This window comes from Paludibaculum fermentans (assembly GCF_015277775.1).
In the GTDB taxonomy this organism is placed as follows: domain Bacteria; phylum Acidobacteriota; class Terriglobia; order Bryobacterales; family Bryobacteraceae; genus Paludibaculum; species Paludibaculum fermentans.
The window spans coordinates 1773976-1800549 of record NZ_CP063849.1 but is presented as its reverse complement, the minus strand read 5'-3'; the positions used below and the strand labels follow the sequence as shown (position 1 = coordinate 1800549).

21 protein-coding genes are annotated in these 26574 nt (G+C 62.9%); 6 read left to right on the top strand and 15 right to left on the bottom strand.

Going from position 1 to position 26574, the window contains the following annotated elements; translation table 11 throughout:
* The first annotated feature begins 41 nt into the window (after nucleotides 1-41).
* On the top strand, nucleotides 42-611 hold the full coding sequence (locus IRI77_RS07135) for an NUDIX hydrolase (protein WP_228486636.1): 570 nt from the start codon (nucleotides 42-44) through the stop codon (nucleotides 609-611).
* A 55-nt stretch (nucleotides 612-666) separates the two neighbouring features.
* Here IRI77_RS07135 and IRI77_RS07130 read toward each other — a convergent pair whose 3' ends face one another.
* The 3 genes from IRI77_RS07130 to IRI77_RS07120 form a co-directional block, all read right to left on the bottom strand.
* Nucleotides 667-2226 (bottom strand): hybrid sensor histidine kinase/response regulator, encoded by a 1560-nt coding sequence (locus tag IRI77_RS07130; protein WP_194451380.1) that lies wholly within the window; start codon nucleotides 2224-2226, stop codon nucleotides 667-669.
* Nucleotides 2227-2366: 140 nt separating this feature from the next.
* A complete protein-coding gene (locus tag IRI77_RS07125; RefSeq protein ID WP_194451379.1) occupies nucleotides 2367-3383 on the bottom strand; it encodes an agmatine deiminase family protein in 1017 nt (338 codons plus the stop codon).
* A gap of 8 nt (nucleotides 3384-3391) precedes the next feature.
* Nucleotides 3392-4288 carry a carbon-nitrogen hydrolase gene (locus tag IRI77_RS07120; RefSeq protein WP_194451378.1) on the bottom strand — a complete coding sequence of 299 codons (897 nt, stop codon included), beginning with the start codon at nucleotides 4286-4288 and terminating at the stop codon, nucleotides 3392-3394.
* 16 nt (nucleotides 4289-4304) lie between these two features.
* On the opposite strand from IRI77_RS07120, the gene IRI77_RS07115 reads away from it, so the two are divergent.
* On the top strand, nucleotides 4305-6707 hold the full coding sequence (locus IRI77_RS07115) for a M14 family metallopeptidase (RefSeq protein WP_194451377.1): 2403 nt from the start codon (nucleotides 4305-4307) through the stop codon (nucleotides 6705-6707).
* Nucleotides 6708-6766: 59 nt separating this feature from the next.
* Here the strand turns inward: IRI77_RS07115 and leuS are convergent, their stop codons facing one another.
* Together leuS and IRI77_RS07105 are read right to left on the bottom strand one after the other, a co-directional pair.
* Nucleotides 6767-9205, bottom strand: coding sequence for a leucine--tRNA ligase (leuS, locus tag IRI77_RS07110; protein ID WP_194451376.1), 2439 nt, complete (start codon nucleotides 9203-9205; stop codon nucleotides 6767-6769).
* Complete coding sequence (locus tag IRI77_RS07105; protein WP_194451375.1) at nucleotides 9166-10044, bottom strand: deoxyribonuclease IV; 879 nt, start codon at nucleotides 10042-10044, stop codon at nucleotides 9166-9168. The genes leuS and IRI77_RS07105 overlap by 40 nt, the downstream gene beginning before the upstream one ends.
* A gap of 214 nt (nucleotides 10045-10258) precedes the next feature.
* On the opposite strand from IRI77_RS07105, the gene IRI77_RS07100 reads away from it, so the two are divergent.
* Nucleotides 10259-12061 carry an alpha/beta hydrolase family protein gene (locus IRI77_RS07100; protein WP_194451374.1) on the top strand — a complete coding sequence of 601 codons (1803 nt, stop codon included), beginning with the start codon at nucleotides 10259-10261 and terminating at the stop codon, nucleotides 12059-12061.
* Nucleotide 12062: 1 nt separating this feature from the next.
* Here IRI77_RS07100 and IRI77_RS07095 read toward each other — a convergent pair whose 3' ends face one another.
* The 3 genes from IRI77_RS07095 to IRI77_RS07085 are packed head-to-tail and all read right to left on the bottom strand — an operon-like array spanning nucleotide 12063 to nucleotide 14836.
* Nucleotides 12063-12911, bottom strand: a complete 849-nt coding sequence (locus IRI77_RS07095; protein WP_194451373.1) for a hypothetical protein — start codon at nucleotides 12909-12911, stop codon at nucleotides 12063-12065.
* The gene (locus tag IRI77_RS07090; RefSeq protein ID WP_194451372.1) at nucleotides 12889-13839 is read right to left on the bottom strand and encodes a BsuPI-related putative proteinase inhibitor; all 951 of its coding nucleotides are present in this window, start codon (nucleotides 13837-13839) and stop codon (nucleotides 12889-12891) included. The genes IRI77_RS07095 and IRI77_RS07090 overlap by 23 nt, the downstream gene beginning before the upstream one ends.
* 19 nt (nucleotides 13840-13858) lie before the next feature.
* Nucleotides 13859-14836, bottom strand: a complete 978-nt coding sequence (locus IRI77_RS07085) for an aldo/keto reductase (RefSeq protein ID WP_228486635.1) — start codon at nucleotides 14834-14836, stop codon at nucleotides 13859-13861.
* A 28-nt stretch (nucleotides 14837-14864) separates the two neighbouring features.
* Here IRI77_RS07085 and IRI77_RS07080 point away from each other — a divergent pair, with 28 nt between their 5' ends.
* From IRI77_RS07080 to lon, 3 genes are all read left to right on the top strand, one after another.
* Entirely contained in the window at nucleotides 14865-15635 is a 771-nt protein-coding gene (locus tag IRI77_RS07080) for a hypothetical protein (protein WP_194451371.1), read from the top strand.
* A 228-nt stretch (nucleotides 15636-15863) separates the two neighbouring features.
* Nucleotides 15864-18473: an ATP-dependent chaperone ClpB gene (clpB, locus tag IRI77_RS07075; protein ID WP_194451370.1), complete on the top strand. Its 2610-nt coding sequence runs from the start codon at nucleotides 15864-15866 to the stop codon at nucleotides 18471-18473.
* Between the two features lie 143 nt (nucleotides 18474-18616).
* Nucleotides 18617-20968: an endopeptidase La gene (lon, locus tag IRI77_RS07070; RefSeq protein WP_407674106.1), complete on the top strand. Its 2352-nt coding sequence runs from the start codon at nucleotides 18617-18619 to the stop codon at nucleotides 20966-20968.
* Between the two features lie 86 nt (nucleotides 20969-21054).
* Here the strand turns inward: lon and IRI77_RS07065 are convergent, their stop codons facing one another.
* Genes IRI77_RS07065 through IRI77_RS07035 form a run of 7 tightly spaced genes read right to left on the bottom strand, consistent with a single transcriptional unit; the run spans nucleotide 21055 to nucleotide 26574 of the window.
* Nucleotides 21055-22080 carry an AAA family ATPase gene (locus IRI77_RS07065; protein WP_194451368.1) on the bottom strand — a complete coding sequence of 342 codons (1026 nt, stop codon included), beginning with the start codon at nucleotides 22078-22080 and terminating at the stop codon, nucleotides 21055-21057.
* Nucleotides 22073-22729: a dTMP kinase gene (gene tmk, locus IRI77_RS07060; RefSeq protein WP_228486634.1), complete on the bottom strand. Its 657-nt coding sequence runs from the start codon at nucleotides 22727-22729 to the stop codon at nucleotides 22073-22075. The genes IRI77_RS07065 and tmk overlap by 8 nt, the downstream gene beginning before the upstream one ends.
* Nucleotides 22689-23552, bottom strand: coding sequence for a uracil-DNA glycosylase (locus IRI77_RS07055; protein ID WP_194451367.1), 864 nt, complete (start codon nucleotides 23550-23552; stop codon nucleotides 22689-22691). Before IRI77_RS07055 ends, tmk begins: the two co-directional genes overlap by 41 nt.
* Nucleotides 23553-23567: 15 nt before the next feature.
* The gene (gene coaBC, locus IRI77_RS07050) at nucleotides 23568-24791 is read right to left on the bottom strand and encodes a bifunctional phosphopantothenoylcysteine decarboxylase/phosphopantothenate--cysteine ligase CoaBC (RefSeq protein ID WP_194451366.1); all 1224 of its coding nucleotides are present in this window, start codon (nucleotides 24789-24791) and stop codon (nucleotides 23568-23570) included.
* Nucleotides 24792-24803: 12 nt separating this feature from the next.
* Nucleotides 24804-25049, bottom strand: coding sequence for a DNA-directed RNA polymerase subunit omega (gene rpoZ / locus IRI77_RS07045; RefSeq protein ID WP_194451365.1), 246 nt, complete (start codon nucleotides 25047-25049; stop codon nucleotides 24804-24806).
* Nucleotides 25050-25063: 14 nt separating this feature from the next.
* Nucleotides 25064-25681 carry a guanylate kinase gene (gene gmk, locus IRI77_RS07040; RefSeq protein WP_194451364.1) on the bottom strand — a complete coding sequence of 206 codons (618 nt, stop codon included), beginning with the start codon at nucleotides 25679-25681 and terminating at the stop codon, nucleotides 25064-25066.
* Nucleotides 25678-26574 (bottom strand): YicC/YloC family endoribonuclease, encoded by an 897-nt coding sequence (locus tag IRI77_RS07035; protein WP_228486633.1) that lies wholly within the window; start codon nucleotides 26572-26574, stop codon nucleotides 25678-25680. The genes gmk and IRI77_RS07035 overlap by 4 nt, the downstream gene beginning before the upstream one ends.

Genomic DNA, 26574 nt, shown 5'->3' with positions numbered 1-26574 from the left:
CGGGCCTCCTGCAACAATGGAGGAACCCTAACCTGCCCACCATGACCACCCGCGAAAACCTGATCAGTCAACTGCGCGCGTACAGCGCCTTCAACCCGCACGAAGAGACGATGCGTGTGCGTATCCTGGCGTTCGTTGAGCAGCATCCCGATTGCTTTGAGCGGTCGCTGCTGATCGGCCACGTGACGGCGTCCGCCTGGGTGCTGAGCCAGGACCGGAAGGAGACGCTGCTGGTGCATCACGCGCGGCTGGACAAGTGGCTGCAACCGGGCGGACATTGCGACGGGAATCCGGACGTCCTGGGTTCCGCGATGCGGGAAGTGTTGGAGGAGACGGGTGTGGCGGCCGTGCCAGCGGGCAGTGGGATTTTCGATGTGGATGCCCATGATATTCCCGCCCGGAAAAAGGAGCCGGCGCATGTTCATTACGATGTCCGCTTTCTGCTGGTGGCGGACCGGGCCATCCCGCTGGTGGTGAGTGAGGAGTCACGTGACGTGGCCTGGGTGCCTCTCGATGAGGTGCGGCTGCTGAATACGGATCAGTCGGTGCTGCGGCTGGTGGAGAAGACCCAGCAGGGAGGCAGCGGCGCTGGTGACGGCCCGGTGGAGTGAGCCCGGCCCAATTCCCATGGCGGCGGTCTGTCGCCGAGGTGCGCGCCATCAGGCGCTAGGCGTCGTCCAAGGTGCCACGGACGCGGCGCGCCAGCTCATCCACGGTAAATGGCTTCGGCAGAAAGCGAGCGCCCGGGGCGACCAGGCCGCGCTTGAGTGCCTGCTCTTCGGAGTGGCCGGAGATGTAGAGAACTTTGAGCCCGGGCTGCAGGGCCAGCAGGCGTTCGGCGATCGCACCTCCAGCGGAATCGGGCAGATTCACGTCTGTAAGGAGAAGATCGATGATCCCGTTATGGGCCTGTAAGATCTTCTCTGCCTCTTTGCCGCCGGCCGCCTCCAGCACCCGATAGCCGCGTTTGCGCAGGATGCTGGTAATCAGCCGCCGGATCCCCTCCTCATCCTCGACAAGCAGGATGGTTTCGGTGCCGGACGAAGCGTTAGCAGCGGTTGTGGGCAAAGTCTCCACCTCACCCTCCACGCGTGGAAGGCAGATGGTGAATGTTGTACCACGATTCAGGCTGCTCTTCACCCGAATGAGACCCCCGGCCTGGTGAACAATCCGCTGGACCGTAGCCAGCCCCAGTCCGGTGCCTCCCTGTTTTGTCGTAAAGAAGGGCTCAAACAGGCGGGCCTGGGCGATCGCGTCCATGCCGCAGCCATTGTCTGTCACGGAAAGTACGGCGTAAGGGCCGGAGCGGGCGTGCGACTCTCCTGGGTTGAGCCACGCACGCCGCGTGGATATATGGATTTTCCCGCCACGGCCTCGCAGGGCGTCCCTCGCATTCAGGACCAGATTGACCAGCACCTGGTCGATGCGGCCACGCTCCGCCGCGACGAACCCGGCACGTGGGGAAAGGCGGAAAGTCAGTTCGAGATTGGGCGGCAACAGGCGGCGGATCATGCCGTCCATGTCGTAGATCGCACCGTTGAGGGGTGTAGTTTTTTGTGCGGGAGCGCACTGGCGGCGACTGAACGAAAGCAGTTCCTTCACCAGGCCGGAGGAACGCTGCACGGCATTCTGGATTTCGCGCGAGTTCTCGCTGAGCGGGTCGATCCGCGGCAATTGATCGAGCAGGATGTGGTTGTGCCCGTTGATGATCGTGAGCAGGTTGTTGAAGTCGTGCACGATGCTGGCGACCAGGTGGCCGGCGACTTCAATGCGCTGCACCTCGATGAGGCGGCTTTCGAGCTTTTTGCGCTGCGTGATGTCGGAAATGAAAGCAATTACAATTGGCGTCCCTTTCCAGGACGACCGGCGCAGTTCGATGGCTACGGGAAATTCGGTGCCGCCTTTGCGCCTTCCTGCGTAGTCGGCGCCTTGCTCCGGCTGGAGATATTCTCCCGTCAGGAAGTAGTGAATGCGTGAATCCGGATTGGCGTCGTCGTCGCGGCCGGGCAGCAGCATCTCGACGGGATGGCCTTCCATCTCGGCGCGAGTGTAACCGAATAGACTCTCCGCCCCCCCATTCGCCTGCAGGATCAAGCCTTTGGAATCAACCAGCAGAATCGCCTGCGGAGCGGCCTCGAAGACTGTCCGCAACGGCGTTTCAAATGCATCCGCAGGTGCTGCGCCGGAATAGGCTGTGCCTACGGCGCGGCCCCATTCTTGAGCCATCGAACCAGCCTCCCCAAGTGGACTCCGCCCAGAACACTTCTTCGGCAGGTGCAGGAAGTATAATTCGATGCGTTGGTGGTGTCTACCCTAAATTGCCGTTATTCCGGAAAGTTCGGCGGAATTGTTGGTTCGGCGACACATTAAGCGGGTTCTTGCATCGTCCCGCAATGGATCGTTCCGAGTCCGAGTACCAGGTCGACGCTATACAAACCGATGACATCGCGCGTCGGGAAGAGGCGTGCGAGGATATTGAGCGCGATGCGGTCGTTAGAGTCATGAAACACCGGCACTAATACGACGCCATTCGCGATATAGAAATTCGCGTAGGAGGCCGGCAGACGCTGCCCGTTGTAAGACACGGGACGCGGCATGGGCAGTTCGACCACGCGCGGAGCGCGGCCGTCGAGGCGCTTCATCCGGCGCAGCAGGCGGACATTTTCGGCCAACGGTTCATAGTTGGCCTCTTCGCGGTCTTCCTCCACCACAATGGCGATAGTGCGTTCATCGGTGAAGCGGGCGAGGTCGTCCACGTGCCCGTGGGTGTCGTCACCAGAGATGCCGCGGTTCAGCCAGAGGACCTTCTCGACGCCAAGGTAGCCTTCGAACAGTGCCTCCAGTTGTTCGCGTTCCAGTCCGGGATTCCGCGACTGTATGTCACTCAGAAGACACTCCTCGGTCGTCAGCATCAGGCCGGATCCATTGACGTCGATGCTGCCACCCTCCAACACAACGCGGCGGCCGTTCCACTCGGGTTTCACGAGTGTGGTTTTGGAGACTTTCGCCGCCTTCTCTCCGGCTGCATCGTCGTTCTTCCAGTTGGGGTACTTCGCCCAGCCGTTGAACCGCCACTTGGTTGCGACCTTCTCGCCCGTGTTGGTCTTCACGTACAGCGGGCAGTAGTCGCGCGTCCAGCTCCGATTGGTTTCGGCGGTGATGAGCCGGACATTGCCGTTCCAGGCTCCGCACTTTTCCAGCACGGCGCGGGCGCGTTTCTGCTGAGCCGCGGGGACGAGAATGCGCACCTCCTCGCGGCGGCTGAGGATTCGTACAATCTCGCCGTACAGGAAAGGAATCGGAGTGAACTTGCCGGGCCAGTCCGTCGTCTCGTGCGGCCAGCCCAGCCACGTGGCCTCATGCTGCGCCCATTCGGGCGGCATGCGGTGAGTTACTTTTTGCCCAGCCACCGTTCGGTGATCCCCCCATAAAAATCGATGCGGCGATCGCGCAGGAAGGGCCAGTTGCGGCGGACTTCCTCAATGCGGCGGCGGTCGCACTCGACGACGAGGATCTCTTCCTTGTCGTTGGACGCCTCGGCCACCAGCACTCCAAACGGATCGGCGACGAAGCTGTTGCCCCAGAACTCCAGGCCGCGTTCCGGCGTGCCTTCGAAGCCGACGCGATTCACGGCGGCCACGTAGACTCCGTTGGCGATGGCATGGCCGCGCTGGATGGTGCGCCAGGCGTCAAGCTGCGCGGCTCCGTACTGTTCCTTCTCCGCCGGATGCCAGCCGATGGCGGTGGGATAGAACAAAATGTCGGCGCCTTGTAGGGCGGTCAGACGGGCGCCTTCCGGGTACCACTGATCCCAGCAGACCAGCACGCCGATGCGGCCGAACGGGGTCTCGAAGTTCTTGAACCCCAGATCACCCGGAGTGAAGTAGAACTTCTCGAAGAACAGCGGGTCGTCCGGGATGTGCATCTTGCGGTAGATGCCTTCCAGCGTGCCATCGGCGTTCAGGATGGCGGCCGTGTTGTGATACAGGCCCGCGGCCCGGCGTTCAAACAGGCTGGCCACGATGACCACGCCAAGCTCCTTCGCGAGCTTCGCCATCACATCCGTGGACGGGCCGGGCACGGGTTCGGCCAGGTCGAACAGGTCCGCGCTCTCGTCGCGGCAGAAGTACTGGGAGCGGAACAGCTCCTGCAGGCAGATGATCTGAGCGCCGCGTTCAGCGGCCTCACGCACCTTGGCGGCCGCCTTGTCGAGATTCTCTTGCGGATCAAGCGAACACGAGGTCTGGACCAGCCCGATGCGGAACTTGGTTTGGGATTCCCCAGGCATACTACGATTGTTCCATATGGTCTTGTCTCAGGTCACTCGCCGGCGGGCAGTCCTTGCCATTCTTTGCGCTCTATCCTCCCTGGGTGCTGTCCCGTCTCCCAAGGATCACTTCGGCTTCACGCCGGGCGACGATTACAAACTGGCGAACTACCAGGAGGTGATCGGGTACTTCCAGAAGCTGGCCGCTTCGTCGGACCGCATCAAGCTGGTGGAGTTCGGCAAAAGCTCGGAAGGGCGCGCCACGTATGTGGCCTTCATCAGTTCGGCCGAGAACCTGAAGAGGCTGGATCAATACAAAGAGATGAACCGGCGCCTCGCTTTGGGCCTGGCGACCCCCGAAGAGGCGGCCAAGCTGTCGGCGGAGAGCAAGGCGATTGTGTGGATCGACTCGGGACTGCACGCGACGGAGGTGGCTCCGGTGCAGCAGGCGCCGCACCTGGCGTACAAGATGATCACGGGCGAGACCGACGAGATCCGGCGCATCCGCGACAACGTAATCCTGATGCAGGTGCCGGTGATCAATCCGGACGGCCTGGACATGACGGCGGGCTGGTACCGGAAGAATGTGGGGACGCCGCATGAGCTGGCGCCGCTGCCCACGCTGTATCAGAAGTACTCGGGGCACGACAACAATCGCGACTGGTTCATGTTGAACCTGCCGGAGACCCGCAACGTCTGCCGGTTGCTGTTCCGTGAGTGGTTCCCGCAGATCGTCTACAACCAGCACCAGGTGGCTCCGTTCCCGGCGCGCATCTTCATTCCCCCTTACGCTGAGCCGTTGAATCCGAACATTCCGGCGGCGGTGATGGAGGGGATCAGCGGGATCGGCGCGGCGATGCGCGAGCGCTTCGCGCGAGAGAACAAAGCCGGTGCGATGTCGTACAACGGCTTCGACGCCTGGTGGAACGGCGGGCTGCGTTCGGCTCCCGCGTTCCACAACATGCACGGCATCCTCACAGAGACCGCGCTGTATCAGTACGCCACGCCGAAGGTCTATAAGCTGACGGAGATTCCTGAGCGGTTCGCGAACGGCATCCCGGCGCGCGAGCCATCGGTGTTCTATGAGAAGCCCTGGCTGGGCGGACGCTGGGCACTGATGGACGCGGTCGACTACATGCTGACGGCGGATTTTGCCATTCTCGAACTCGCGGCTTCGCGGCCGCGCCAGTTCCTGCATAAGGCCTGGGAGATGGCGCAGGAGCAGATTGCGGCTGGGCAGAAAGGCGGGCCGTACGCGTATGTGATTCCAGCGGATCCCGGCAATGCGTGGCAGGCAGCGGAGATGCTGCGGCGGCTGCAGGGCGCGGGCGTGGAAGTGCGCAAAACGACGGCGCCGGTGGAGGTGAACGGCAAGAGCTATGCCGCCGGCTCGTATCTGGTGCTGACCGCCCAGCCGTTCCGCGGCTACATCGTCGACCTGATGGAGCCGCAGAAGTATCCGGAGATCCGGTCGAGCGCGAATGGTCCCGTGAAGCGGCCGTACGATCTCGCCGGTTGGACGCTGCCTTACCAGATGGGCGTGCAGTATGCGCGGATCGAGCAGCCGTCGGCGATCGGGTCAGAACTGATCGGCGACCTGCCGGCGCAGGAGCCTCCTGCATCGTGGCTGCCGAAACCCGGCGCTCCGAAGGCGCGTGTGGCGCTGTATGAGCCGTTCCTGGCGAACAGCGATACGGGCTGGACCCAGTGGATGCTCGACTACTTCCATGTCGGCCACACCGTGGTCCACAACGCAGATCTGCGCGCCGCCGATCTGCGGTCCCGCTTCGACACGATCATCCTGGCGCAGCAATCGATGAACTCGATTCTGCATGGGACTCGGGAGGGCGAGCGCAGCGGCCGCGGCGAACCGCAAGTCGAGGCGGCACCGAACGTGCAGCGGGCCGAGTTCACCGGCGGCATTGGCGTGGAAGGCGCCCGCGGCCTGCAGGAATTCGTGAAGCAGGGTGGCACGCTGGTGGCGCTGGATACGGCGACTGAGCTGCCGTTGGCTTTGTTTCCCATTGGAGTGCGCGGCGTTCTGCGGAGCGGGGAAGAGGAGACCTCGGGCGGCTGGTCGTGCCCCGGGTCCCTACTGCACCTGAATGTCGACACCTCGCACCCGTTGGCGGCGGGCGTGGCGAAGGACGCGATTGCGACCTCCACCGGCGGCCAGGCGTTCGATGTCACGATGCTGCCGGAGTTCAACCAGGGCGATCGCGAAGTGAAGGTCGTGGCCAGCTATGCTAAACAGAATCTGCTGGCCAGCGGCTGGATCGCGGGCGAGCGCATCGTGGCCGGCAAGCCCGCGGTGGTTTCGGCACGCATGGGGCAGGGGCGGGTCGTGCTGATCGGTTTCCGGGCGCAGTTCCGCGGTCAGAGTTTCGGGACCTTCAAGTTCCTGCTGAACGCGATCTACCAGAGCGCCGGGCAGAACTAGGAAATAGAGGAGGGAGAGCCGGGCGGCCGGCTCTCCTGTCTCACGGAAGGGCTGGTTTCTCAGCCCTTGATCACGATATTCACCAGCTTGCCGGGTAGCGTGATGACCTTGACGATGGGGCGGCCGGCGATGAACGCCAGCACCTTCTCGTCGGCCAGGGCGAGCGCTTCCTGCTCCTCTTTGGTGGAGCCGTGGGCGGCGGTGATGCGGCCGCGCAGCTTGCCATTGACCTGCACCGGGATCTCCAGCGCCTCTTCCTTGGCCAGTTCAGGATCGAAGGCCGGCCAGGACTGGCGGAAGACGGGTCCGGTTCTACCGATGGTGGCCCAGAGCTCTTCGGCGGCATAGGGCGCGAAGGGCGCGATGAGCAGCGTGAGCTTGGCGGCCACTTCCTGCCGGACGGCTGGGGACATGCCCGCTTCGGCGGCCTGCAGCGCGTTCAGCAGCTCCATCAACGCCGCGATGGACGTGTTGAAGTGCCAGCGGTTGTCGAAGTCTGACGTGATCTTGCGGATGGTCTGGTGGAGCTTGCGCAGGGCCTGGGCGTCGGTCTCGCCGCTACCCTCGGTGGCGTCGGCATTGCGCGTGACCCACTTGAAGAGGCGCGTCAGGAAACGGTACTGCCCCTCGACGCTGGACTCGTTCCAGTCCATGTTCTTCTCGGGCGGAGCCGCGAACAGCGTGAACAGGCGACAGGTGTCGGCGCCGTACTTTTCCACCATTTCGTCGGGATCGACGATGTTGCCCTTGGACTTGGACATCGTCTGCCCGTTCAACTGCACCATGCCCTGGGTGAACAGGTTTTTGAAGGGCTCGTCGACCTTCACCAGGCCGATGTCGCGCATCACCTTGCACCAGAAGCGCGAGTACAGCAGGTGCAGGATGGCGTGGGTGACGCCGCCGATGTACTGGTCCACCGGGAACCAGGGCTGGACGGTCTCCGGCGTGAATGGCAGCTTGTCGTTCTTCGGATCGACGTAGCGGAAGAAGTACCACGAGGAGTCGACGAACGTGTCCATCGTGTCGGTTTCGCGCTGGGCCGGCCCGCCGCACTTGGGGCAGGTGGTGTTCAGGAAGCTGGGATGGTTGGCGAGCGGCGATTTGCCCTGGCCGGTGAGTTCGACGTCGGAAGGCAGCAGGACGGGCAACTGGTCGTCCGGTACGGGCACGACCCCGCACGCCGGGCAGTGCACAACCGGGATCGGCGTGCCCCAGTAGCGCTGGCGGGAGACGCCCCAGTCCTTCAGGCGGTAAGTGATGGCGGCTTCGCCGAAGCCGTTCTCCTTCGCGCGGGCGCTCATCAGTTTGCGGGCGTCGGCGCTGGGCAGGCCGGACCATTCGCCGGAGTTCTCGACGATGCCGTATTCGGTGAACGGCTCGGTGGCGATGATCGCCAGCGGACCGTCGACGGGCCGGATGACGGGCACGATGGAGATGCCGTACTTCGTACAGAACTCGAAGTCGCGTTCGTCGTGAGCGGGCACCGCCATGATGGCGCCGGTGCCGTAGCCCCACAGCACGAAGTTGGCGATCCAGATGGGGACCGTGGCTCCGTTATAAGGGTTCACGGCGTAGTGGCCTGTGAAGAACCCTTCCTTGACGAGGTTCTCGGGATCCTTGCGGCTCTGGTCGTCGACCATCGCCTTCAACTGGACGGCCAGCGCGCCCTCGCAGAGCTGCTTGGAGAGCGGGTGCTCCGGCGCGAGGATGACGCAGGTGGCGCCGTAGATGGTGTCGACGCGGGTGGTGAAGACGCGGATCTTCTGGTCGGTGCCGGCCAGGCCGAAGTCGACCTCGGTGCCCTGGCTGCGGCCAATCCAGTTGCGCTGCATGGTGAGCACCTGGGACGGCCAGCCGGCCTCGATCTGCTTCATGTCGTCGAGCAACTGCTCGGCGTAGGCCGTGATGCGCAGGAACCACTGAACCAGTTCGCGCTGTTCAACGGGTGTGGTTTCGTGACGCCAGCAGCAGCCGTTCTCCACCTGCTCGTTGGCGAGCACGGTGGCGCACTCCGGGCACCAGTTGACGAGGGAGACCTTGCGGTACGCCAGGTCCCGCTCCATCATGCGCAGGAAGAACCACTGGTTCCAGCGGTAGTATTCGGGCTCACACGTGGAGACTTCGCGGTCCCAGTCATAGGCGAAGCCCATGCGCAGGAGCTGCTTCTTCATGTGAGCGATGTTGGAGTGGGTCCACTCGCTGGGGTGGCGGTTGTTCTTTATGGCCGCGTTCTCGGCGGGCAGGCCGAAGGCGTCCCAACCCATGGGGTGGAGCACGTCGAAGCCGCGCATCCACTGGTAGCGGGCGAGCGTGTCTCCAATCGAGTAGTTCCGCACATGGCCCATGTGGAGACGGCCGCTGGGGTAAGGCAGCATCTCAAGGACGTAGTAGCGGGGCTTGGTGCCGTCGTTGACGGCTTTGTAGAGCTCAGGGTCGGCGGTCCAGCGCTGGCTCCAATTCAGCTCGATTTCCTGGTGGTTGTACGGCTTTTCCGGCATAGTGATTTCAGTGCGTCCACATTGCGTTGGTCGTCGCCCGGCTGGTCGATGGGGGTCTCCAGCACAAACGCCTTATCCCGCAGTTTCGGATGGTTCAGAATCCTGCGAAACCCTTCCAACCCGATGTGACCTTCTCCTATGTTCGCATGCCGGTCCAGTTTGGAGGCGAAGGCCCCCTTGGAATCGTTGGTGTGGATGACTGGGATGTTCTCCAGGCCCAGGATCCTTTCCGCATCGCTAACTGTCTGATTCAGCCCGGCTTCGGTGGAAACATCGAAGCCTGAAACGTACAGGTGGCAGGTGTCCAGGCAGTAGCCGATGGGGTAGGGCACCTGGTTCAAGGCGAGGTCACGGATGGCTGTGAGGTCCTCAAACGTGCGGCCGATGGTATTGCCGGCGCCGGCCGTGTTCTCCAGCAGCAGCGTGAGGACCTCCGGCTTGAGACCTTTCGATGCCGTTTCCAGCGAGCGGGCGAGCGTTTCGATGCCCAGTTCGAGCGTGTGGTCTTTGGAACTGCCAGGGTGGATGACCAGATACTCGGCTCCAATGGCGATGGCGCGTTCGACTTCGCCGCGGAAACCGGCGATGGACTTCTCGCGGATCCCCTCATCGGCGGCGGCCATGTTGATGAGGTAGCTGTCGTGAATCACCAGGGGGGTGAGGTCGTTGGCGGCGCGGAAGTCCTTCATTTCCCTGGTCTGCTCTTCCGACGGCATCGAGGCGCGCCACATCCGTGGGCTGGCGGAGAAGATCTGGAGACAGTTGGCGCCCAGTTCCTGGGCTTTTTTGGCCGCGTTGACCAGCGCACCCGACGTGGAGCAGTGGATCCCGATTCGCATTCCTCAGAGTGTATCGCGACCGGGACGGATGGAATTGTAAAGGGAGTAAAGGGCGATAGCCCTGTTTGGCCAGTCCAAGGATGGTTATCGTTTGAATGAAGATTTTGTAACCCTTGGATAGGCCTGAATCGTCTAATCCGGTAAGGGCGTTTTCTTTTTCCAAGGCCCTCTGCGCCGTAATGGAACCAGGTTAGAGCCGAATGGATTCTGCAAAATGCGGAGAATGATGGGTGCGTCCCTGCTGGGGTTCTGTCTGCTCAGTTTGCTCTGGGGGCAATCGCGCTGGGGCGACATCCGGTCCATGTTCCGCAGGGATGTCGGCACGCACTACTCCATCCCCAGTTACCGCAGCCTCGACGAATGGAAGCTGCGCCGGACCCACCTGAGAACGCAGATCCTGACCGCGGCGGGGCTGGAACCGATGCTGCCGAAATCGGACCTGCATGCGCGCCGATTCGATTCCCTGGATAAGGGTAGTTTCGTCGTTGAAAAAGTACTGCTCGAAACAATTCCCGGTTATTTCCTTGCCGGAAATCTCTATCTCCCAAAGAATGTAGGCGACAATAAGGTCCCGGCCGTACTGGTTCCGCATGGCCATTGGAAGAATGGCCGCATCCACGACGCCGCCGACTATTCCGTACCTGCGCTGTGCGCCAACCTGGCCGCCCAGGGCTACGCCGCTTTCGCCTACGACATGGTGGGCTACAACGACACGCGGCAGACCTCCCATACGTTCGGGAAATCGGAGCAGGAAGAGCAGTGGGGCTTCAGTCCGCTGGGTCTTCAGCTCTGGAACTCCATCAGATCGCTGGACTTCCTGGAGTCCCTGCCGATGGTGGACGGAAAGCGCATTGCCGTCACCGGCGCCTCCGGTGGCGCAACTCAGTCGCTGCTGGTGGCCGCTGTGGACGACCGGCTGCAGGCGGCCATCCCCGTCTGCATGGTATCGGCGACGTTCCAGGGCGACTGCACGTGCGAAGAGGCTCCGGGCTTGAGGCTGGGCACCAACAACATGGAGATTGCGGCACTGATGGCGCCGAAGCCGATGTTGCTGCTCTCTTCGAAGAAGGACTGGACCAAGCGGACGCCCGACGAGGAGTACCCGGCGATCCAGTCGATTTACCGGCTGTATGGGAATCCGGACGCCGTATCCTCCATTCAGATCGATTCGGGCCACAACTACAACCACAAGAGCCGGGAGGAGGCTTACCGCTTCCTTTTCAATGTGTTGAAGCCGGACATTCCATTCTCGGCCGCACGCGAGAACATCCAGGCGAAGTTCAAGCCGGAGGATCTGCTGGTGGGCCCGCTGCCGGCCGACCTGCATCCACTGTCCCAGGACGAGGTATTCGCCAGTTGGCGCGACCTGTCCAGGCAGCGCGTGAAGGGGCTGTCCGATCAGGACGCCCGCCGGTTGCTGGCCTCGACCGTAGGCGCCACATGGCCGCGGCGGGTAGAGGCGATTCCGGCAGGCCAGTTGGTGCTGTTGGAGCGCGCCGGCTCCGGCGAGCGAGTGCCTGCGCGCTGGGCGCCGGGTCGGGTATCCGAGGCCGCCTTGCTGATCGATCCAGGCGGGTCGGAGGCCGCGCGGCACAGCCGTTCGGCCGCGCATTTCGTGGCTCGGGGGGCTTCGATTCTCACCGTGGATGTCTACCAGACGGGTAGCGCCGTGACACCGGGCATCAGTTGCGGGCGGACGTGCCTGACGTTCCAGAGGAGTGACGATGCGAACCGTGTCTCGGATATCCTGACGGCGCTGTCATACTTAAATTCGACGCGGCCGACGCGAATCACGATGTCGTGCAACGGGAAAGCGGGGTCGTGGTGTGTCGTGGCGGCGGCGGTGACTCCGGCCGGTGTGCCGCTGAGCGTGGACCTGCTGGATCCCGAGATCGCGGCGTTGAACGACCAGCCCGGGCCGTTGTTCATTCCGGGATTGGAACGGGCCGGCGGCATGCAGCAGGTGCTGCGCCTGATCCGGCTGAACCATCAACTGCGGATTGATACGGCGGACTGAGCTACTGGACGGTGAAGGGCAGGCTGATGCGGGCGTCGCCAGCTTCGGCGGTCAGGACGTACTGGCCGGGTTTCATCGCCGGGAGCTCCACGTTGGGATCGCCCGTGACATTGAACCACTTCTGTGCACTCGTCCAGGACCAGACTTCGCTGCCGGTCTCATCGTAGAGGCGCAAAATCTTGATCGAGGACGGTTGCGCGTCCACCTGCAGGCGGGCCCAGGTTTTGTCTTCGTTGAGGGAGAGTTGGATGCCGTTCTCGGGACCCTTGAGGACGGTGGAGGAGCCGAGGCGGGCGTAGACGAGTTCGTATTTCGCGCTGACGCCGTTGCGATCGGAGAACTCCTGGAGCAGCACGCCAACACCTGAAGCAAACGCCTCGCCGGTGACGTTCCGTGTGGTGAAGTCGCCCTCGCGAACGGGTGCGTAGGTGTAAGTGAGGGATACGACATCGGAAAAACTGCCCGCCGGGGTGCTGAGCGATGATTGGGCCTTACTGACTGTGGCGATGGCCGCCAGGCCGCGAAGGTTGGTGGCATAGGCTTCGCCTACGCCGCGCGAGAAGTCGTACCGGAGCGCATCCTGGCTGGTGTCTTCCTTCCACTGCACGACACGATCGCCGTCGTTGCGAAGCCAGTAGGTGCCCTCGGGCAGACCTTCCAGTTGATAGTACGTATGACCCGCGAACTCACGCGCTTCCCCCACAAGCAGGACCAGCGGCGCCTGGGCGTGCGTACCGCTGCCGCGGTAGATCCACTGGTTGCCCGTTTGCAGGGGCAGCCAGTCTGCCGCCAGCAGCGCCGGAGCGCAGGCCAGAGCGATCAGGAGATTAGTGCACCGCCATGATTTCAAAAGCAACGGTCCCCCCATACAACTTGCCGCCATCCGTCGTCAGCCAGGCTTCCGCCGTATACCGGCCGTCGGGCCAGGGCTGGTTCGCCGCGCCGGTCTGTTCACCCAGCGGCAGGCTGACCACCCAATTGGCCTCGCCTTTCACCGTTTCGCTGTGCAGCACGGCCACGAATGTCTTATTGGCCGACCATTGGTAAATCTGCTTGCCGCCTGCGTCGCGAATGACTAAATCGTAGACCTGCCCGGAGGGGAAATTCAAGGTTAAATTGTCTTTCGTGGTATTCCGCAGCGTCATGCGCACCAGCATCAGTGGTACGGCTTTGTTCGGATCCACGGGCGGCATGAGGTCGGCGATGTACACGGCGCGGTCCAGCGAGAGGCCGAAGGCGAGTTCGGGCTCGGAGATGACCGTGCGGCCGCCGAGTTTGGCATAGACAAGCTCGTAGGGGCGAGGGCCGGTGAAAGTCTGCCAGGTGCGGCGTAGCAGGCCGACGGAGGGGAGCCAGACATCGGATTCGATGCCGGCGTCAGCGCAGTTGGCGATGGTGTAGCGGACCGTGAGGGCGTTGTCGAACTGGCCGACCGGGCCTTTGTAGGCGGCTTGGCGGGAGGTGATCACGCTGGATTTATTGCAGGGGTCGACGCCGGTTTCGGTTTCCACGCCTTCCTTAGTTGTGGTGTCGAGCCAGATCCTGTCGCTCTTCGTAGCGGCATCCCAGATGAGGATGCGGCCGGCGTCGTCCTTGCGGAGCAGAACTTCGGGTTGGGAGGGCAGGCCGCGAACCAGGAAGTGCTCCTTGTCACCGGCGGCCTGCGATTCCACGACCTGCAAAGTGAACGTACCGGCGGTGGAGCGGTAAATCCACTGATTTCCGGCCTGCAATGGGAAATAGTCGGTTTGCGCGCGGGCCGCCGCGCTGAACAGCAAAATGCCTCCCGCAAGGAGGCTAAGAGTAGAAATTCTTTTCCCAGGCATGGCGTCGTAAGATTTCGAGAACCGGGGCGGGTAAGACCCCCTTCTCTGAGACGGCCATATTCTGTTCTACGTTTCGAATCTTCCTCATTCCGGGGATCACCGTGGAGACCGCCGGGTGCGAGATACAGAAGCGCAAAGCCGTCTCTGCCAGGGTCTCATTGAGTCCGGCAGGTTCCAAATCGGCCCGCAATGAATTTACTTTGTCGTATACCAGTTGCTTGTGATTGCCGCGGAAATACCAGGCGCGGAATTCGGCCGGGTCAAACTCGGTTTCCGGGGTAATCGCTCCCGTTAAGGCGCCTTCATCTAAAGGAACGCGCGCGAGCACACCGATGTTCAGTTCCTGGCAGAGCGGGTAAAGATTCTTTTCCGGAGTCTGGTCGAAGATGTTGTAGATCACCTGGACCGTATCAATGAGTCCGGTCCGGCAGGCTTCCAGCGCGGAGTCCGGCTGGTGGTCGTTGATCGAGATCCCCCAGAACCGCACCTTGCCGGCCTTCTTGAGGTCCTCGATCGCCTTCTTCCACTCGTCGCGGGCGATCCATTCGGGGTTCCAGACGTGGAACTGCTGCAGGTCGATCGTCTCGACACCCAAGTTCCTCAGCGAGGTCTCGGTGCACTCCACCACATAGTCGTAGGGGAAGACGTCATCCAGGCCGATGCCGGGCTGCGCCGGCCAGATCCGGTTCTTCGGCGGAACCTTGGTCGCCACATAGGGCGTGGCGCCGGTCTCTTTCAAAGTCTGGGCGATGAGCTGTTCGCTGTGGCCTTCGTTGTAGGCGAGGGCCGTATCGATGAAGTTCAGCCCCAGTTCCAAGGCACGGCGCAGGGCGGCCAGCGCGTCGTCTTCGGCGTGGCCCCGCCACTGGTTGCCGCCAAGCCCCCAGGCTCCGTAACCGATCTCAGAAATCTGCCAACCTGTGCGTCCAAGCGTGCGTCTATGAATCACGACTCCCATAATAGAGGAAGGGAGTGCCATGCGCGTCGTACTCACTCTGATTTTCCTGGCCGCCCTGGCCTGGGCCGACACCTTCAAGCTGTATCTCAAAGAAGGCGGCTACCACTCCGTGACCGAATATAAGGTACTGGAAGACCGCGTCCGTTACTATTCCGCCGAACGCGGAGACTGGGAAGAGATCCCGCTGGACCTGGTGGACCTGAAGAAGACCGAGGGCGAGCGGAAATCACGGGTCGAGGCTGAGAAGAAAGACGCCGCCATCGAGGACGCCGAAGAGAAGTTCGACCGTGCGCTGAAACGCGAGATCAGCCGCATCCCGGTCGATTCCGGAGTCTATTTCGTCGAGAACGACAAAGTCGTCGAGGTCAAGACCGCTGAGATGAAGATGCGCGGCGACAAGAAGCGCTCGATCCTCAAAGCCATGTCGCCCCTGCCCATCATCTCCAACAAGGCCGTGCTGGAACTGCCCGGCGAGAACTCCGCCGTTTCGGTCCCTGAACTGGTCCCGAACTTCTACTTCCGCATCGCCAATGTCCAGCGCTTCTCCATCGTGCGGCTGAAGCCCGGCAAGGGCACCCGCGAGGTAGCCGTCTGGATCCGCCAGCCGGTGACCAATCTCGTCAGCTTCGAGATGGATCTGGTGGAGGTCTTCCGCCAGCAGTTGAGCGACGACCTGTATAAGGTTTGGCCGACGAAGCCCCTGACGCCCGGCGAGTACGCCATGGTTCAGTACGCCGAGGGCGAGGGCGAGATCCAGATCTGGGATTTCCGAGTCCTCGCCAAAAATTAGCTTCCGTTCATCGACAATCCCCCCTGCGTGAGCCGGAGGTCCCTTTCGGATCCGCCGATAAGGCAGGCGGAGCCATCTCTTCGACCAGGATCGCCATCTCCCGGGAATCATCTGGAAAGCTGAAACTTTGGGGTGGGCTTCTACATCTGACAGTTGAACGCTCACGTTTTCATATAAGGATTTGCTCAAGTGTGATAGACTCGCCTTGAGCTCGTACGGTACTCAACTATGGACCTCAATCGCTACACTGAAAAGTCACAGGAAGCCATCCGCGGCGCCCAGACTCTCGCCGCGCGGTTGTCGCACCAACAGGTCGACAATGAACACCTGCTGTTGGCCCTGCTGGAGCAGGAGAACGGCCTCGCGCCTTCTATCCTCTTGAAAGCAGGAGTGAACCTGGAGTCGGCGCACCGCCGCCTGATGGCCGAGCTGGACAAGCTGCCCAAGGTTCAGGTTTCCGGGGGCGGTAGCCAGGGCATGTACCTGACCCAGCGTCTGGCCGCGGTCATCGGCAATGCCGAGCAGGAAGCCAAGAAGCTCAAGGACGATTTCGTCTCGGTGGAGCACATCCTGCTGGCCCTGCAGGCCGGCAACGGCGTAGCCGGGCAGGTGGTGGGCGATCGCACGAAGCTGGAAGCCGCGATCAAGGACATTCGGGGCAGCCAGCGCGTCACCTCCCAGAATCCGGAAACCACTTATCAGGCGTTGGAGCAGTACGGCCGCGATCTGACGATCATGGCCTCCCAGGGCAAGCTGGACCCGGTGATCGGCCGCGACGAAGAGATCCGCCGTGTCATCCAGGTCCTGTCCCGGCGCACCAAGAACAATCCGGTGCTCATCGGTGAACCCGGTGTCGGTAAGACCGCCATTGCCGAAGGCCTCGCCCAGCGCATTGTGCGCGGCGACGTGCCGGAAGGCCTCAAGTCCAAGAAGGTGGTCGCCCTCGACATGGGCGCCCTGATCGCCGGAGCCAAGTTCCGCGGCGAATTCGAAGAGCGGCTGAAGGCCGTGCTCAAGGAAGTCTCCTCCAGCGAAGGCCAGATCATCCTGTTCATCGACGAGCTGCACACCGTGGTCGGGGCGGGGAAGGCCGAAGGCGCCATGGACGCCGGCAACCTGCTGAAGCCCATGCTGGCGCGCGGCGAACTGCACTGCATCGGCGCCACGACGCTGGACGAATACCGCAAGTACATCGAAAAGGACGCCGCCCTGGAGCGCCGCTTCCAGCCGGTGGTCGTCGACCAGCCCAGCGTCGAGGACACCATCTCGATCCTGCGCGGTTTGAAGGAGCGCTACGAGGTCCATCACGGCGTGCGAATCAAGGATTCCGCGCTGGTGGCCGCGGCTACGCTGTCCAATCGCTACATCACGGACCGTTTTCTGCCTGACAAAGCCATCGACCTTGTCGACGAGGCGGCCGCCCGTCTGAGGACGGAGATCGACTCGATGCCGTCCGAGCTGGACGAGAAGATGCGCCGCACCATGCAGCTCGAGATCGAAGGGCAGGCGCTGAAGAAAGAGACCGACGATCCCTCGCGCGAGCGGCTGGCCAAACTGGAGGAGGAGATCTTCTCCCTCAAGGAAGAGACCAACGCGCTGAAGACGCAGTGGACCAGCGAGAAGGACGCCGTCTCGCGGCTGCGCTCCCTGCGCGAAAAGATCGAGGACACGAAGCGGGAGATCGATATCGCCGAACGGGCCTACGATCTCAGCAAGGTGGCCGAGCTGAAGTTCGGTACCCTCATCGGGCTGGAGAAGTCTGTTTTCGAGGAAGAGCAGCGCCTGCATGAGCAGGAGAGCAACAAACGCCTGCTCAAAGAGGTTGTCGACGAAGAGGATATCGCGCACGTTGTGGCGCGCTGGACCAGCATTCCGGTCACGAAGTTGTTGGAAGGCGAGTTGCACAAGCTGTTGCACCTGGCCAGCCAGCTCCATACGAGAGTGGTCGGGCAGGACGAAGCCGTTCAGGTGGTGGCCGAGGCCGTGCAGCGGGCTCGCGCCGGCCTGAGCGATCCGAACCGGCCCATCGGCAGTTTCCTGTTCCTGGGGCCCACGGGCGTCGGCAAAACCGAACTGGCCCGCGCCCTGGCCGAGACGCTGTTCGACGACGAAAAAGCCCTGATCCGGCTGGACATGTCGGAGTATCAGGAGAAGCACACGGTGGCCCGCCTCATCGGCGCACCGCCCGGCTACGTGGGCTTCGAAGAGGGTGGCCAGTTGACTGAGGCCATCCGGCGCCGTCCCTATGCCGTGGTGTTGCTGGACGAAATTGAGAAGGCGCACCCGGACGTGTTCAACGTGCTGTTGCAGGTGTTGGACGACGGAAGGTTGACCGACGGCCAGGGCCGCACGGTGGACTTCCGCAACTCCATCCTGATCATGACGTCGAACCTGGGCAGCGACCGCATCCGGAACTACTCGGGCGAGACCGCGGGTACGGCCTACGAGATGATGAAGCTCGCCGTGCTCGAAGAACTGCGCAAGTCGTTCCGGCCGGAATTCCTCAATCGTGTGGATGAGACTGTCGTCTTCCATGCCTTGCGGAGCGAGCACATCCGGCGCATCGTGGATATCCAATTGGGCCTGGTGCGCAAGCGCCTGGCGGCCCGGCACATCTCGCTCGATCTGTCGGACGAAGCCAAGGATCACCTGGTGCGCGTGGGGTACGAACCCGACTACGGCGCCCGTCCTTTGAAGCGTGCCATCCAGCGCGAGTTGGAGACGCGCCTGGCGCGGGCCCTGCTGGAAGGCAAGATCAAGGACGGCCAGCACATCTATGTATCCGCCCAACGGGGCGAACTGGTTTTCGAACAACGGGAGCCGGTCGCCGCTCAGTAGTAAGTCGAATTGCGTGCCGGCGCGGAACCCAAAACCCGCCGGCCGCAATCAAAGAAGCAGCAACGAGAACACTGTAATTGAACAGGCTGAAAGCTGAGAGCTGACAGCTGAGAGCTTTTCTAAGGAGCCCAATGCCAGACCAAATCGAGTTCGTCACATTGCCGGTGCTTCCCCTGAAGAACATCGTGCTCTTTCCGAAGCTGGTGCTCCCTCTGTCGGTGGGCCGCGACGCCTCTCGCGCCGCGGTGGAATCCGCCATCAAGGACCATGAAGGCGAGCTGATCCTGCTCGCCCAGCGCGATCCCGCCAATGAAGCCCCCGGAGCTTCGGATCTGCACAACTTCGGGACCCGCGCGAAAATCCGCAAAGTACTGCGGACCTCTCCGGCCCTGATTGAAATTGTCGTCGCCGGACTCGACCGCGTCGGAATCATCGGCGTGGAGCAGACGGGCGGCTACTTGACCGCCAAGGCATCGCCCATGCCGCTCGCGGCCGATCATTCCACGGAAGAGAAGGCGCTGCAGACCGCCTTGTTCGAAGTCGCCGCGAAGGCCATCGAGCGCATCAATCCGCAGGCGGCGGAGCAGATCTCGAATCTGATGACCAACGCCGACGACCCGCAGCAGCTCATGTGGCTGCTGTCGACGGCCTTCAACCTCGACATGCAGAAGCTGCAGACGCTGCTCTCTGCCGCCACGTTGAAGGAAGCGCTGGAACTCGCCGTGCAATACCTGACGGAAGAGATCCGTGTCCTGGAAGTGCGCCAGAAGATCGTCTCCGAGGCGCAGGAAGAGATGTCGAAAGAGCAGCGCGACTACGTGCTGCGGCGCCAGATGAAGGCCATCCAGCAGGAGCTGGGTGAGGACGATCCTTCCAAGGCCGAGACCGAGGAGCTGCGCAAGCGGCTGGCCGAGACGGTGCTGCCGGACGAAGCCCGCAAGGAAGCGGAACGCGAGTTCAAGCGCTTTGAGCGCCTGCCGGACCAGTCGCCGGAACGCCACGTCCTGCGCACCTGGCTCGACCTCGTGCTCGACCTGCCATGGACCAAGCAGACCGAGGACAACCTCGAGATCGCTCGCGCCCGTCAGGTGTTGAACGACGACCACTACGGCCTGGAGGACGTGAAGGAGCGCATCCTGGAACACCTGGGTGTGCTGCAGCGCAACCCCAAAGCCAAGGCGCCCATCCTCTGCTTCGTCGGACCGCCCGGCGTCGGCAAGACATCGCTGGGCCAGTCCATCGCCCGTGCCCTCGGCCGCAAGTTCGAGCGCATGAGCCTGGGCGGGTTGCACGATGAGAGCGAACTGCGCGGCCACCGGCGTACCTACATCGGTGCCATGGCCGGCCGGCTGATCCAGGCCATCCGGCGCTCGGGTGCGAACAACCCGGTGCTGATGCTGGACGAAGTGGATAAGCTGGGCCGCGACTTCCGGGGCGATCCGGCGGCGGCGCTGCTGGAAGTGCTGGATCCGGCGCAGAACTCGACGTTCCGCGACAACTACCTGGATCTGCCGTTCGACCTCTCGAAGGTGATGTTTGTCACGACGGCGAACACCCTGGACAGCCTGCCGCAACCGCTGCTCGACCGTATGGAAGTGCTGCGGCTGGCCGGTTACAGCGAAGAGGAGAAGGTCGCAATCGCGAACAAATACCTCATCCCGCGGCAGATGACCGAAGCGGGCATGACGGAAGAGCAGTTGACGTTCCCGGCCGACGGTCTGCGCAAGTTGATCGAGTCGTACACCCGGGAAGCCGGCTTGCGGAACCTGGAGCGCGGCATCTCGCGCCTCTGCCGCAAGGCGGCCTTGAAGTTCGCCGAGGGCCGCACCGAGGCGATCGCCATGGACTCAGCCATGGTGGTGGAGCTGTTGGGACCGGAGTTCTACGTGCCCGAACCGGCACGCGAGAATCTGCCGGCCGGTGTCTCCACGGGCCTGGCCTGGACTCCGGCGGGCGGCGATGTCCTCTACATCGAGGCGACGCTGCTGCCGAAGGGCAAGGGCATGACCTTGACCGGGCAACTGGGCGAGGTGATGCAGGAGTCGGCCAAGGCGGCCCAGAGCTTCCTGTGGGCGCATGCCGAGGAGTATGGCATCGATCCCCAGGCGTTCTCCGACTTCGGCGTGCACATCCACGTGCCGTCGGGCGGCATCCCGAAGGACGGTCCTTCGGCCGGCATCACGCTGGCCGTGGCTCTCGCTTCGCTCTATACGAAGAAGAAGGCCCGGCACGATACGGCCATGACCGGTGAGATTACCCTGACCGGCCGCGTGCTGCCCATCGGCGGCCTGAAGGAGAAGGTGCTGGCCGCTCGCCGCGCCGGCATCAACCGCGTGATCATGCCGGAAGCGAACCGCAAGGATCTGCGCGACCTGCCCAAGCATGTGCGCGAGGAGATGCAGTTCTTCTTCGCCACGCGGATCGACGATGTGTTCCGCGAGGCGATCCCTAACCTGCTGCCGGAGCCCGTTCCGGTCGAAATTCTCAGCGCGTAACGCAGTCTGTTTCGTTGAATGGTTTTGTTGCAAGCATCGGCGTGCCGGCTATGTCCGGCACGCCGATTTTTTAGCCGTGCGGGCGGCTAAATACCACGAAGCGACACTACATAGTTGTCGACGGAAGGACCCTTCTGTACGTTGCGACGTTGCAGGCTGACCAGTAGATCGGCCTGTTCGACAGCCTGCCTCAGCCAGTCGAAAGTAATGCGGCCGGCAATCTTTTGGAGCGTCTCGCGCAGGTCCCGGTTGCGGATGTGGCTGCCCCCGCCATGCAGGATCGCCAGGTCTTCCAATAGCGAATACAGGGGCTTGAAGTGATAGTCGAGCTTCTCTGATTTGCTGGCCAGAAAAGACTCCGACTTCTGCGCCCAGGCGGCAAAGTTCGTGTGGCCCGACGCGGCTTCGATCAGGGCCAGCATCACTCCGCGGCGCTTCTCATAGGCGGCCAGGTCCAGCGAACACGCCAATCCCGGACAGCCCCCCGCCAGCGACACGCGCCGTTCCGCATCCTTCAACTGCTTCGCCTTGGCGAAGGCCTTCATCTCTTCTTCGGCCACCGGAGTCAGGTAGAAGATCACCGAGCGCGAACGGATGGTGGACGGCAGATCATACGGATTCTCCGCCGTCACGAACAGGATCATGTGGCTGGGCGGCTCTTCCAGCGTCTTCAGTAGAGAATCGGCGGCCTGGATGTTGGCGCGGTCCATCTGGTCGATCAGGAAGACGCGCCACTTGCCCTTCAGCGGCCGCATCTGCGCACGTTCTTTCGCCTGCCGCATCTGCTGGATGGAGATCTGGCGCAGCGGACCGTCGGGCGGGAAGGTGAGGAAATCAGGGTGCGAGGCGAAGAGCAGCGGATCCTCTGAGCGTTTCTCGCTGGGCCACTTCTCGCGGTCGGCAATGATGGCGCGGTTCTCTTCGCGGCTCAGGTCGTCGTGCTCGATCTTCTCGGCGTCGCCCAGCAGTTGGGCGGCGAAGCGGCGCACCAGCGTAGCCTTGCCCACGCCCTCCGGCCCGGCCAGCAGGATGGTCTGCGGAATCCGATCGGTCTCGATCATCTTCCACAGTGCGCCGGCGACGATGGGGTTGCCCCAGAAGTCTTTAAACATGGATCTCCCGGTAATCGTGGAAGAGGCGCCAGACGCGCCCGGCCACAGTGTCGAGATCGCCGCGGCCGTCGACACGCACCACGCGCCCCGGCTCTTCCGCTTCCAGCGCCTCGTACCCGCGCAGCACGCGTTCGTAGAAGGCCCGGCTCTGATCGTCCATGCGGTCGGACGAGTCGGTCTCCTCGTTGCGGCACTTGGCGCGATTCAGGCTGGTCTCCAGATCGACGTCGATCCACAGGGTGAGATCCGGCTGCCGGCCGCGGCAGGCAATCCGGTCGAGCGAGCGGATCACGTCGACCCCCAACTCCCGGCCATAGCCCTGGTACGCCCACGTGGAGTCCGTCCAGCGGTCGCAGAGCACGATCTCGCCGCGCGCCGTGGCCGGCCTCACGATCTCATCCAGGTTCTGCGCGCGAGCCGCAAAGTACAGCAGCATCTCCGCCGTCGAGCTCAGGTGGTCGTTGGCCGGGTCGAGCAGGATCCGCCGGATCGCCCCGCCGATGGCCGTGCCGCCCGGTTCGGCGGTTTCAATCACGGTCTCGCCCGACGCGCGCAGGCGCTCCGCCAGCATCCGCATCTGCGTGGTCTTGCCGCAGCCGTCCAGGCCCTCAAAAGTCAGAAAGAGGCCGCGGCGGGTCGTCATAGACATAGTGCAGAACTTTCTTCAGGTCTTCCCAGGCTTCGCGCTTGGCGGTCTGGCCGCTGGTGGGGCGCAGCAGGTACGACGGATGGTAAGTGGGCATCACCGGAATCTCGCGCCACATGTGCCACTTGCCGCGCATCTTCGTGATGCCTTCCTTGGTGCCCAGCAGGGCTTTCGCGGCGGTGCCGCCCAGGGCGCAGATCGCGCGCGGCTTCAGCACCATCAACTGGCGGGAAAGGAATTGCCCGCAAATCTCCATCTCGTCTGCTTCCGGAGTGCGGTTCTCCGGCGGACGGCACTTCACCACATTGCAGATGTAGACATCCGGCCGGCGAATGGAGAAGCCCTCCTTGCCGGCGGTGTTGTCGATCATCTGTGTCAGCAGTTGGCCGGCCCGGCCGACGAACGGCAATCCCTGCTCGTCCTCGTCTGCACCGGGCCCCTCCCCGACAAACACTAACCGGCTATGCTCGTTCCCTGACCCGAAGACAATCGTCTTCCGGTCCTTACACAACCGGCAGCGCTGGCAGTCACCCATATCCTCTCGAATCTTGACGAGAGTGTCATTATCTGGAGATACGGGGAAATCAGAGGGAAACAGCTTAGAAGGCTCGGTGGATCTACTCATGTCGATCTGAGGGGTTGGCCGGAGGACAGGCGGTTCCATGCGGGGCGGAGGCGGCGGAGCGGGCGTCCTCACCGGCGCTGCAGCCGGTGCCGCCACTGGGGGTGCCGCCGCCAGCGGAGCCGCATTCGGCTCCACGAAGACACTCTTCACGCCCAGGTCGCGGTAAAACTCCAGATACTGCTTGAGCAGGTCGCGGTCCATGGTCCGTTCAGGCCTTTACTGCCGCTGGTGTAGCGCCAGCCGCAACCTCAACACCTGGTCGAGAATCTGATCCGCCAGCGCCCGTTTTGAGGCGCGCGGCAGCGGTTGGATCTCGCCGGTGCTCAGCACCAGCACCACTTCATTCTGATCGCTTTCAAAACCCACGCCATCGGCGGAGACGTTGTTGGCCACCACCATGTCGCAGTTCTTGGTCTGCATCTTGCGGCGCGCTTCCGCGATCAGGTTCTCCGTCTCGGCGGCGAAGCCGATTAACAGCCGATCCTGCTTCCGGCGCCCCACTTCGGCCAGGATGTCCAGCGTCGGGTCGAGTTCCAAAGACAGACGCATGGCGCTCTTCTTGACCTTCTGCGTGGGCACGTTGGCTACGTGATAGTCAGCCACGGCGGCGGTCTTGATGACGATGCTGCTGGCTTCCAGGTGGACCATGACGGCGTCGTACATCTCCTGCGCGGTCTGCACCGGCACGAGTTCGACGCCCTCCGGAGCGGGCAGGTTCACCGGACCACTCACCAGCACAACCCGGGCTCCACGCAATGCGGCCGCCTCGGCCAGCGAGTAGCCCATCTTGCCGGACGAGCGGTTCGAAATGAAGCGTACGGGATCCAGCGGTTCGCGCGTCGGGCCGGCGGTCAGCAGGACGGTCTCTCCATCGAGATCGTGGCGCTGCGTCAGCGCGCGCAGCACACGGTCCGCGATGCGCTGTGGATCCGGCAATCGCCCGGGACCGGTGGTGCCGCAAGCCAGCCGCCCTTCATCAGGATCGAGAATCACATGCCCGCGGGCCTTCAGCGTCTCGAGATTGGCTTGCGTGGCCGGATGCTGCCACATCGCCGTATTCATCGCCGGGGCCAGCACGACCGGTCCTTCAAACGCCAGATACAGCGTGGTGAGGAAATCGTTGGCCAGACCGTGCGCAAAGCGGGCCAGCAGGTCGGCTGTCGCCGGGGCGACCACCAGCACCTGATGCTCTTGCGCAACGCGGATATGCTCGACACTCGACGCCAGCACGTCGTCGGCGGAGCCGCTGCCGAACATCTCCGTGATCACTTTGTGCCCGGTCAGGGCGGCGAAGGTGAGGGGACGGATGAATTCCTGGGCGGATTCGGTCATCACCGTGGTGACGCCGAAGTCGCGTTCCATCAGGGCGCGGGCGAGCTCGGCGGCCTTGTAAGCCGCAATCCCCCCGCCTACGCCCAAAATCGCAGAATAGGACGCCATGTCGGCCCTTGTTTAGGCTTCGGGCTCGCCTTCCGGATTAGGCGTCTGCAGCGCGGCGTCGTAGTAGCTCACCAGTCCGCGGCGCACTTCTTCCATGGCGGCAATGGTGGGCTTCTTCGACGTGCTGGGCAGGAACGAGCGCGCGCCACCCTGCAACTGCCGGGCGCGCTTGGCAGCCACAATGATAAACCGGTAGGCGCTTCCTTCCGGATCGTCCGGAATTGCGTGGATCGGCGTGCGGTTGACTCTATCGGCCATAATCTTGCGACCTCTTATTCTTTCTCGAACGTCGCCAGAATCTGCTCAACCCGTGATTGCATCCCAGCGTTTTTGCGCTGGACGCGAGCTGTCATCACGATACAACACAGCAGACTCGAAGCGACTTCCACATCGTCGTTGACCAGGACATAATCGTACCGGCCAAAATCTTGAATCTCCCGGGCCGCCTCCGCCACCCGTTTCTGGATGACCTCTTCCGACACATCCCCCCTGGCTCGAAGCCGTTTTTCCAGTTCCTCGCGGGAGGGGGCCAGAATAAAGACACTGATCGCTTCCGGGATCTTCTCCCTCAATTGTCGCGCACCCTTTACGTCGATGTCGAGGACCACGTCCTTGCCCTCCCGGCGCCCCTGCTCCACATAGCAGCGGTGGGTGCCGTAGAAGTCGTCGAAAACCTGCGCCCATTCTATGAATTCGCCGCGCTCGATCATCGACTGGAAGTCCTCACGGCTCACAAAGTTATACTCGCGGCCGTGCGCTTCCTGGCCGCGCGGCGCGCGGGTCGTGTACGAAACCGAGAAGATCAGGTTCGGGTCCCGCTCCAGCAGGTTCCGCACCAGCGTCGATTTGCCCGAGCCCGAAGGCGCGGAAATGATAATAACTTGGCTCATTCCAGATTCAACACCTGTTCACGGATACGCTCGATGTTCGCCTTTGCTTCCAGCCCCAACCCGGTGATCTTGAGCCCCAGTTCGCCCACGCCGGACGTCTTCGAGAGGATCGTGTTCGTCTCCCGGTTCATCTCCTGCATCAGGAAGTCGAGTTTCTTGCCCAATTCGCCGCCCTTGTCCAGCAGCACGTCCAATTCCCGGGAGTGAACCTGCAGCCGGCCCAGCTCTTCCGTGATGTCGCTGCGATCAGCCAGCACCGCCGCTTCCTGCGCCAGCCGCTGCGGATCCATCGAGACACCCTTCAGCAACTCGGCCAGGCGTTCCTCGAGCCGCGCCCGGAAGTGCTCCACCGCCGGAGCCCTCAGCTTCTCGATCTCCAACGCATCCCGCCGGATGTCGGCGTTGTGGCTCTTCAGCAGTTGCCGGATCTCCGCGCCTTCGCGTTCCCGGAACACGTTCAAAGCCGTCAGCGAGTCTTCCAGGGCCGAAACCACCAGTTGTTCGAGTTCGGCCGGAGCGTCTTCCTCGCCCGTCGGCTGGGCCAGCATGCCGGGGATGCGCAGTGCCATGTGGACGTCGGGCTGCGCCACCACCTGGTAAACGCTCTCCGCTTCCTTCAGCGCCGTCAGGTAGGCTTCGAACAGCGGCCGGTTCAGCGCCGCGGCGGCCGTCGCATGCGCCGGCGTGAAACTGATGCGCACATCGACGTGCCCACGCGAGACGTACTTCTTCACCACGCCTCGCAGCAGCGGTTCGAATTGCTCCAATTCGCCCGGAATGTGCGTGTGCAGGTCGAGCGCACGGTGATTCACGCTCTTCACAGTGGACGTAATCTCGCCCAGTTCGTTCGTTTTGCGGACTCGCGCGAAGCCCGTCATACTGCGGAGACTCAT

Coding starts and splice junctions, on each gene's coding strand:
- IRI77_RS07135 (WP_228486636.1), top strand. CDS start 42: ATGACCACCCGCGAAAACCTGATCAGTCAACTGCGCGCGTACAGCGCC.
- IRI77_RS07130 (WP_194451380.1), bottom strand. CDS start 2,226: ATGGCTCAAGAATGGGGCCGCGCCGTAGGCACAGCCTATTCCGGCGCA.
- IRI77_RS07125 (WP_194451379.1), bottom strand. CDS start 3,383: ATGCCGCCCGAATGGGCGCAGCATGAGGCCACGTGGCTGGGCTGGCCG.
- IRI77_RS07120 (WP_194451378.1), bottom strand. CDS start 4,288: ATGCCTGGGGAATCCCAAACCAAGTTCCGCATCGGGCTGGTCCAGACC.
- IRI77_RS07115 (WP_194451377.1), top strand. CDS start 4,305: ATGGTCTTGTCTCAGGTCACTCGCCGGCGGGCAGTCCTTGCCATTCTT.
- leuS (WP_194451376.1), bottom strand. CDS start 9,205: ATGCCGGAAAAGCCGTACAACCACCAGGAAATCGAGCTGAATTGGAGC.
- IRI77_RS07105 (WP_194451375.1), bottom strand. CDS start 10,044: ATGCGAATCGGGATCCACTGCTCCACGTCGGGTGCGCTGGTCAACGCG.
- IRI77_RS07100 (WP_194451374.1), top strand. CDS start 10,259: ATGCGGAGAATGATGGGTGCGTCCCTGCTGGGGTTCTGTCTGCTCAGT.
- IRI77_RS07080 (WP_194451371.1), top strand. CDS start 14,865: ATGCGCGTCGTACTCACTCTGATTTTCCTGGCCGCCCTGGCCTGGGCC.
- clpB (WP_194451370.1), top strand. CDS start 15,864: ATGGACCTCAATCGCTACACTGAAAAGTCACAGGAAGCCATCCGCGGC.
- IRI77_RS07065 (WP_194451368.1), bottom strand. CDS start 22,080: ATGTTTAAAGACTTCTGGGGCAACCCCATCGTCGCCGGCGCACTGTGG.
- tmk (WP_228486634.1), bottom strand. CDS start 22,729: ATGTCTATGACGACCCGCCGCGGCCTCTTTCTGACTTTTGAGGGCCTG.
- IRI77_RS07055 (WP_194451367.1), bottom strand. CDS start 23,552: ATGGACCGCGACCTGCTCAAGCAGTATCTGGAGTTTTACCGCGACCTG.
- coaBC (WP_194451366.1), bottom strand. CDS start 24,791: ATGGCGTCCTATTCTGCGATTTTGGGCGTAGGCGGGGGGATTGCGGCT.
- rpoZ (WP_194451365.1), bottom strand. CDS start 25,049: ATGGCCGATAGAGTCAACCGCACGCCGATCCACGCAATTCCGGACGAT.
- gmk (WP_194451364.1), bottom strand. CDS start 25,681: ATGAGCCAAGTTATTATCATTTCCGCGCCTTCGGGCTCGGGCAAATCG.
- IRI77_RS07035 (WP_228486633.1), bottom strand. CDS start 26,574: ATGAGTCTCCGCAGTATGACGGGCTTCGCGCGAGTCCGCAAAACGAAC.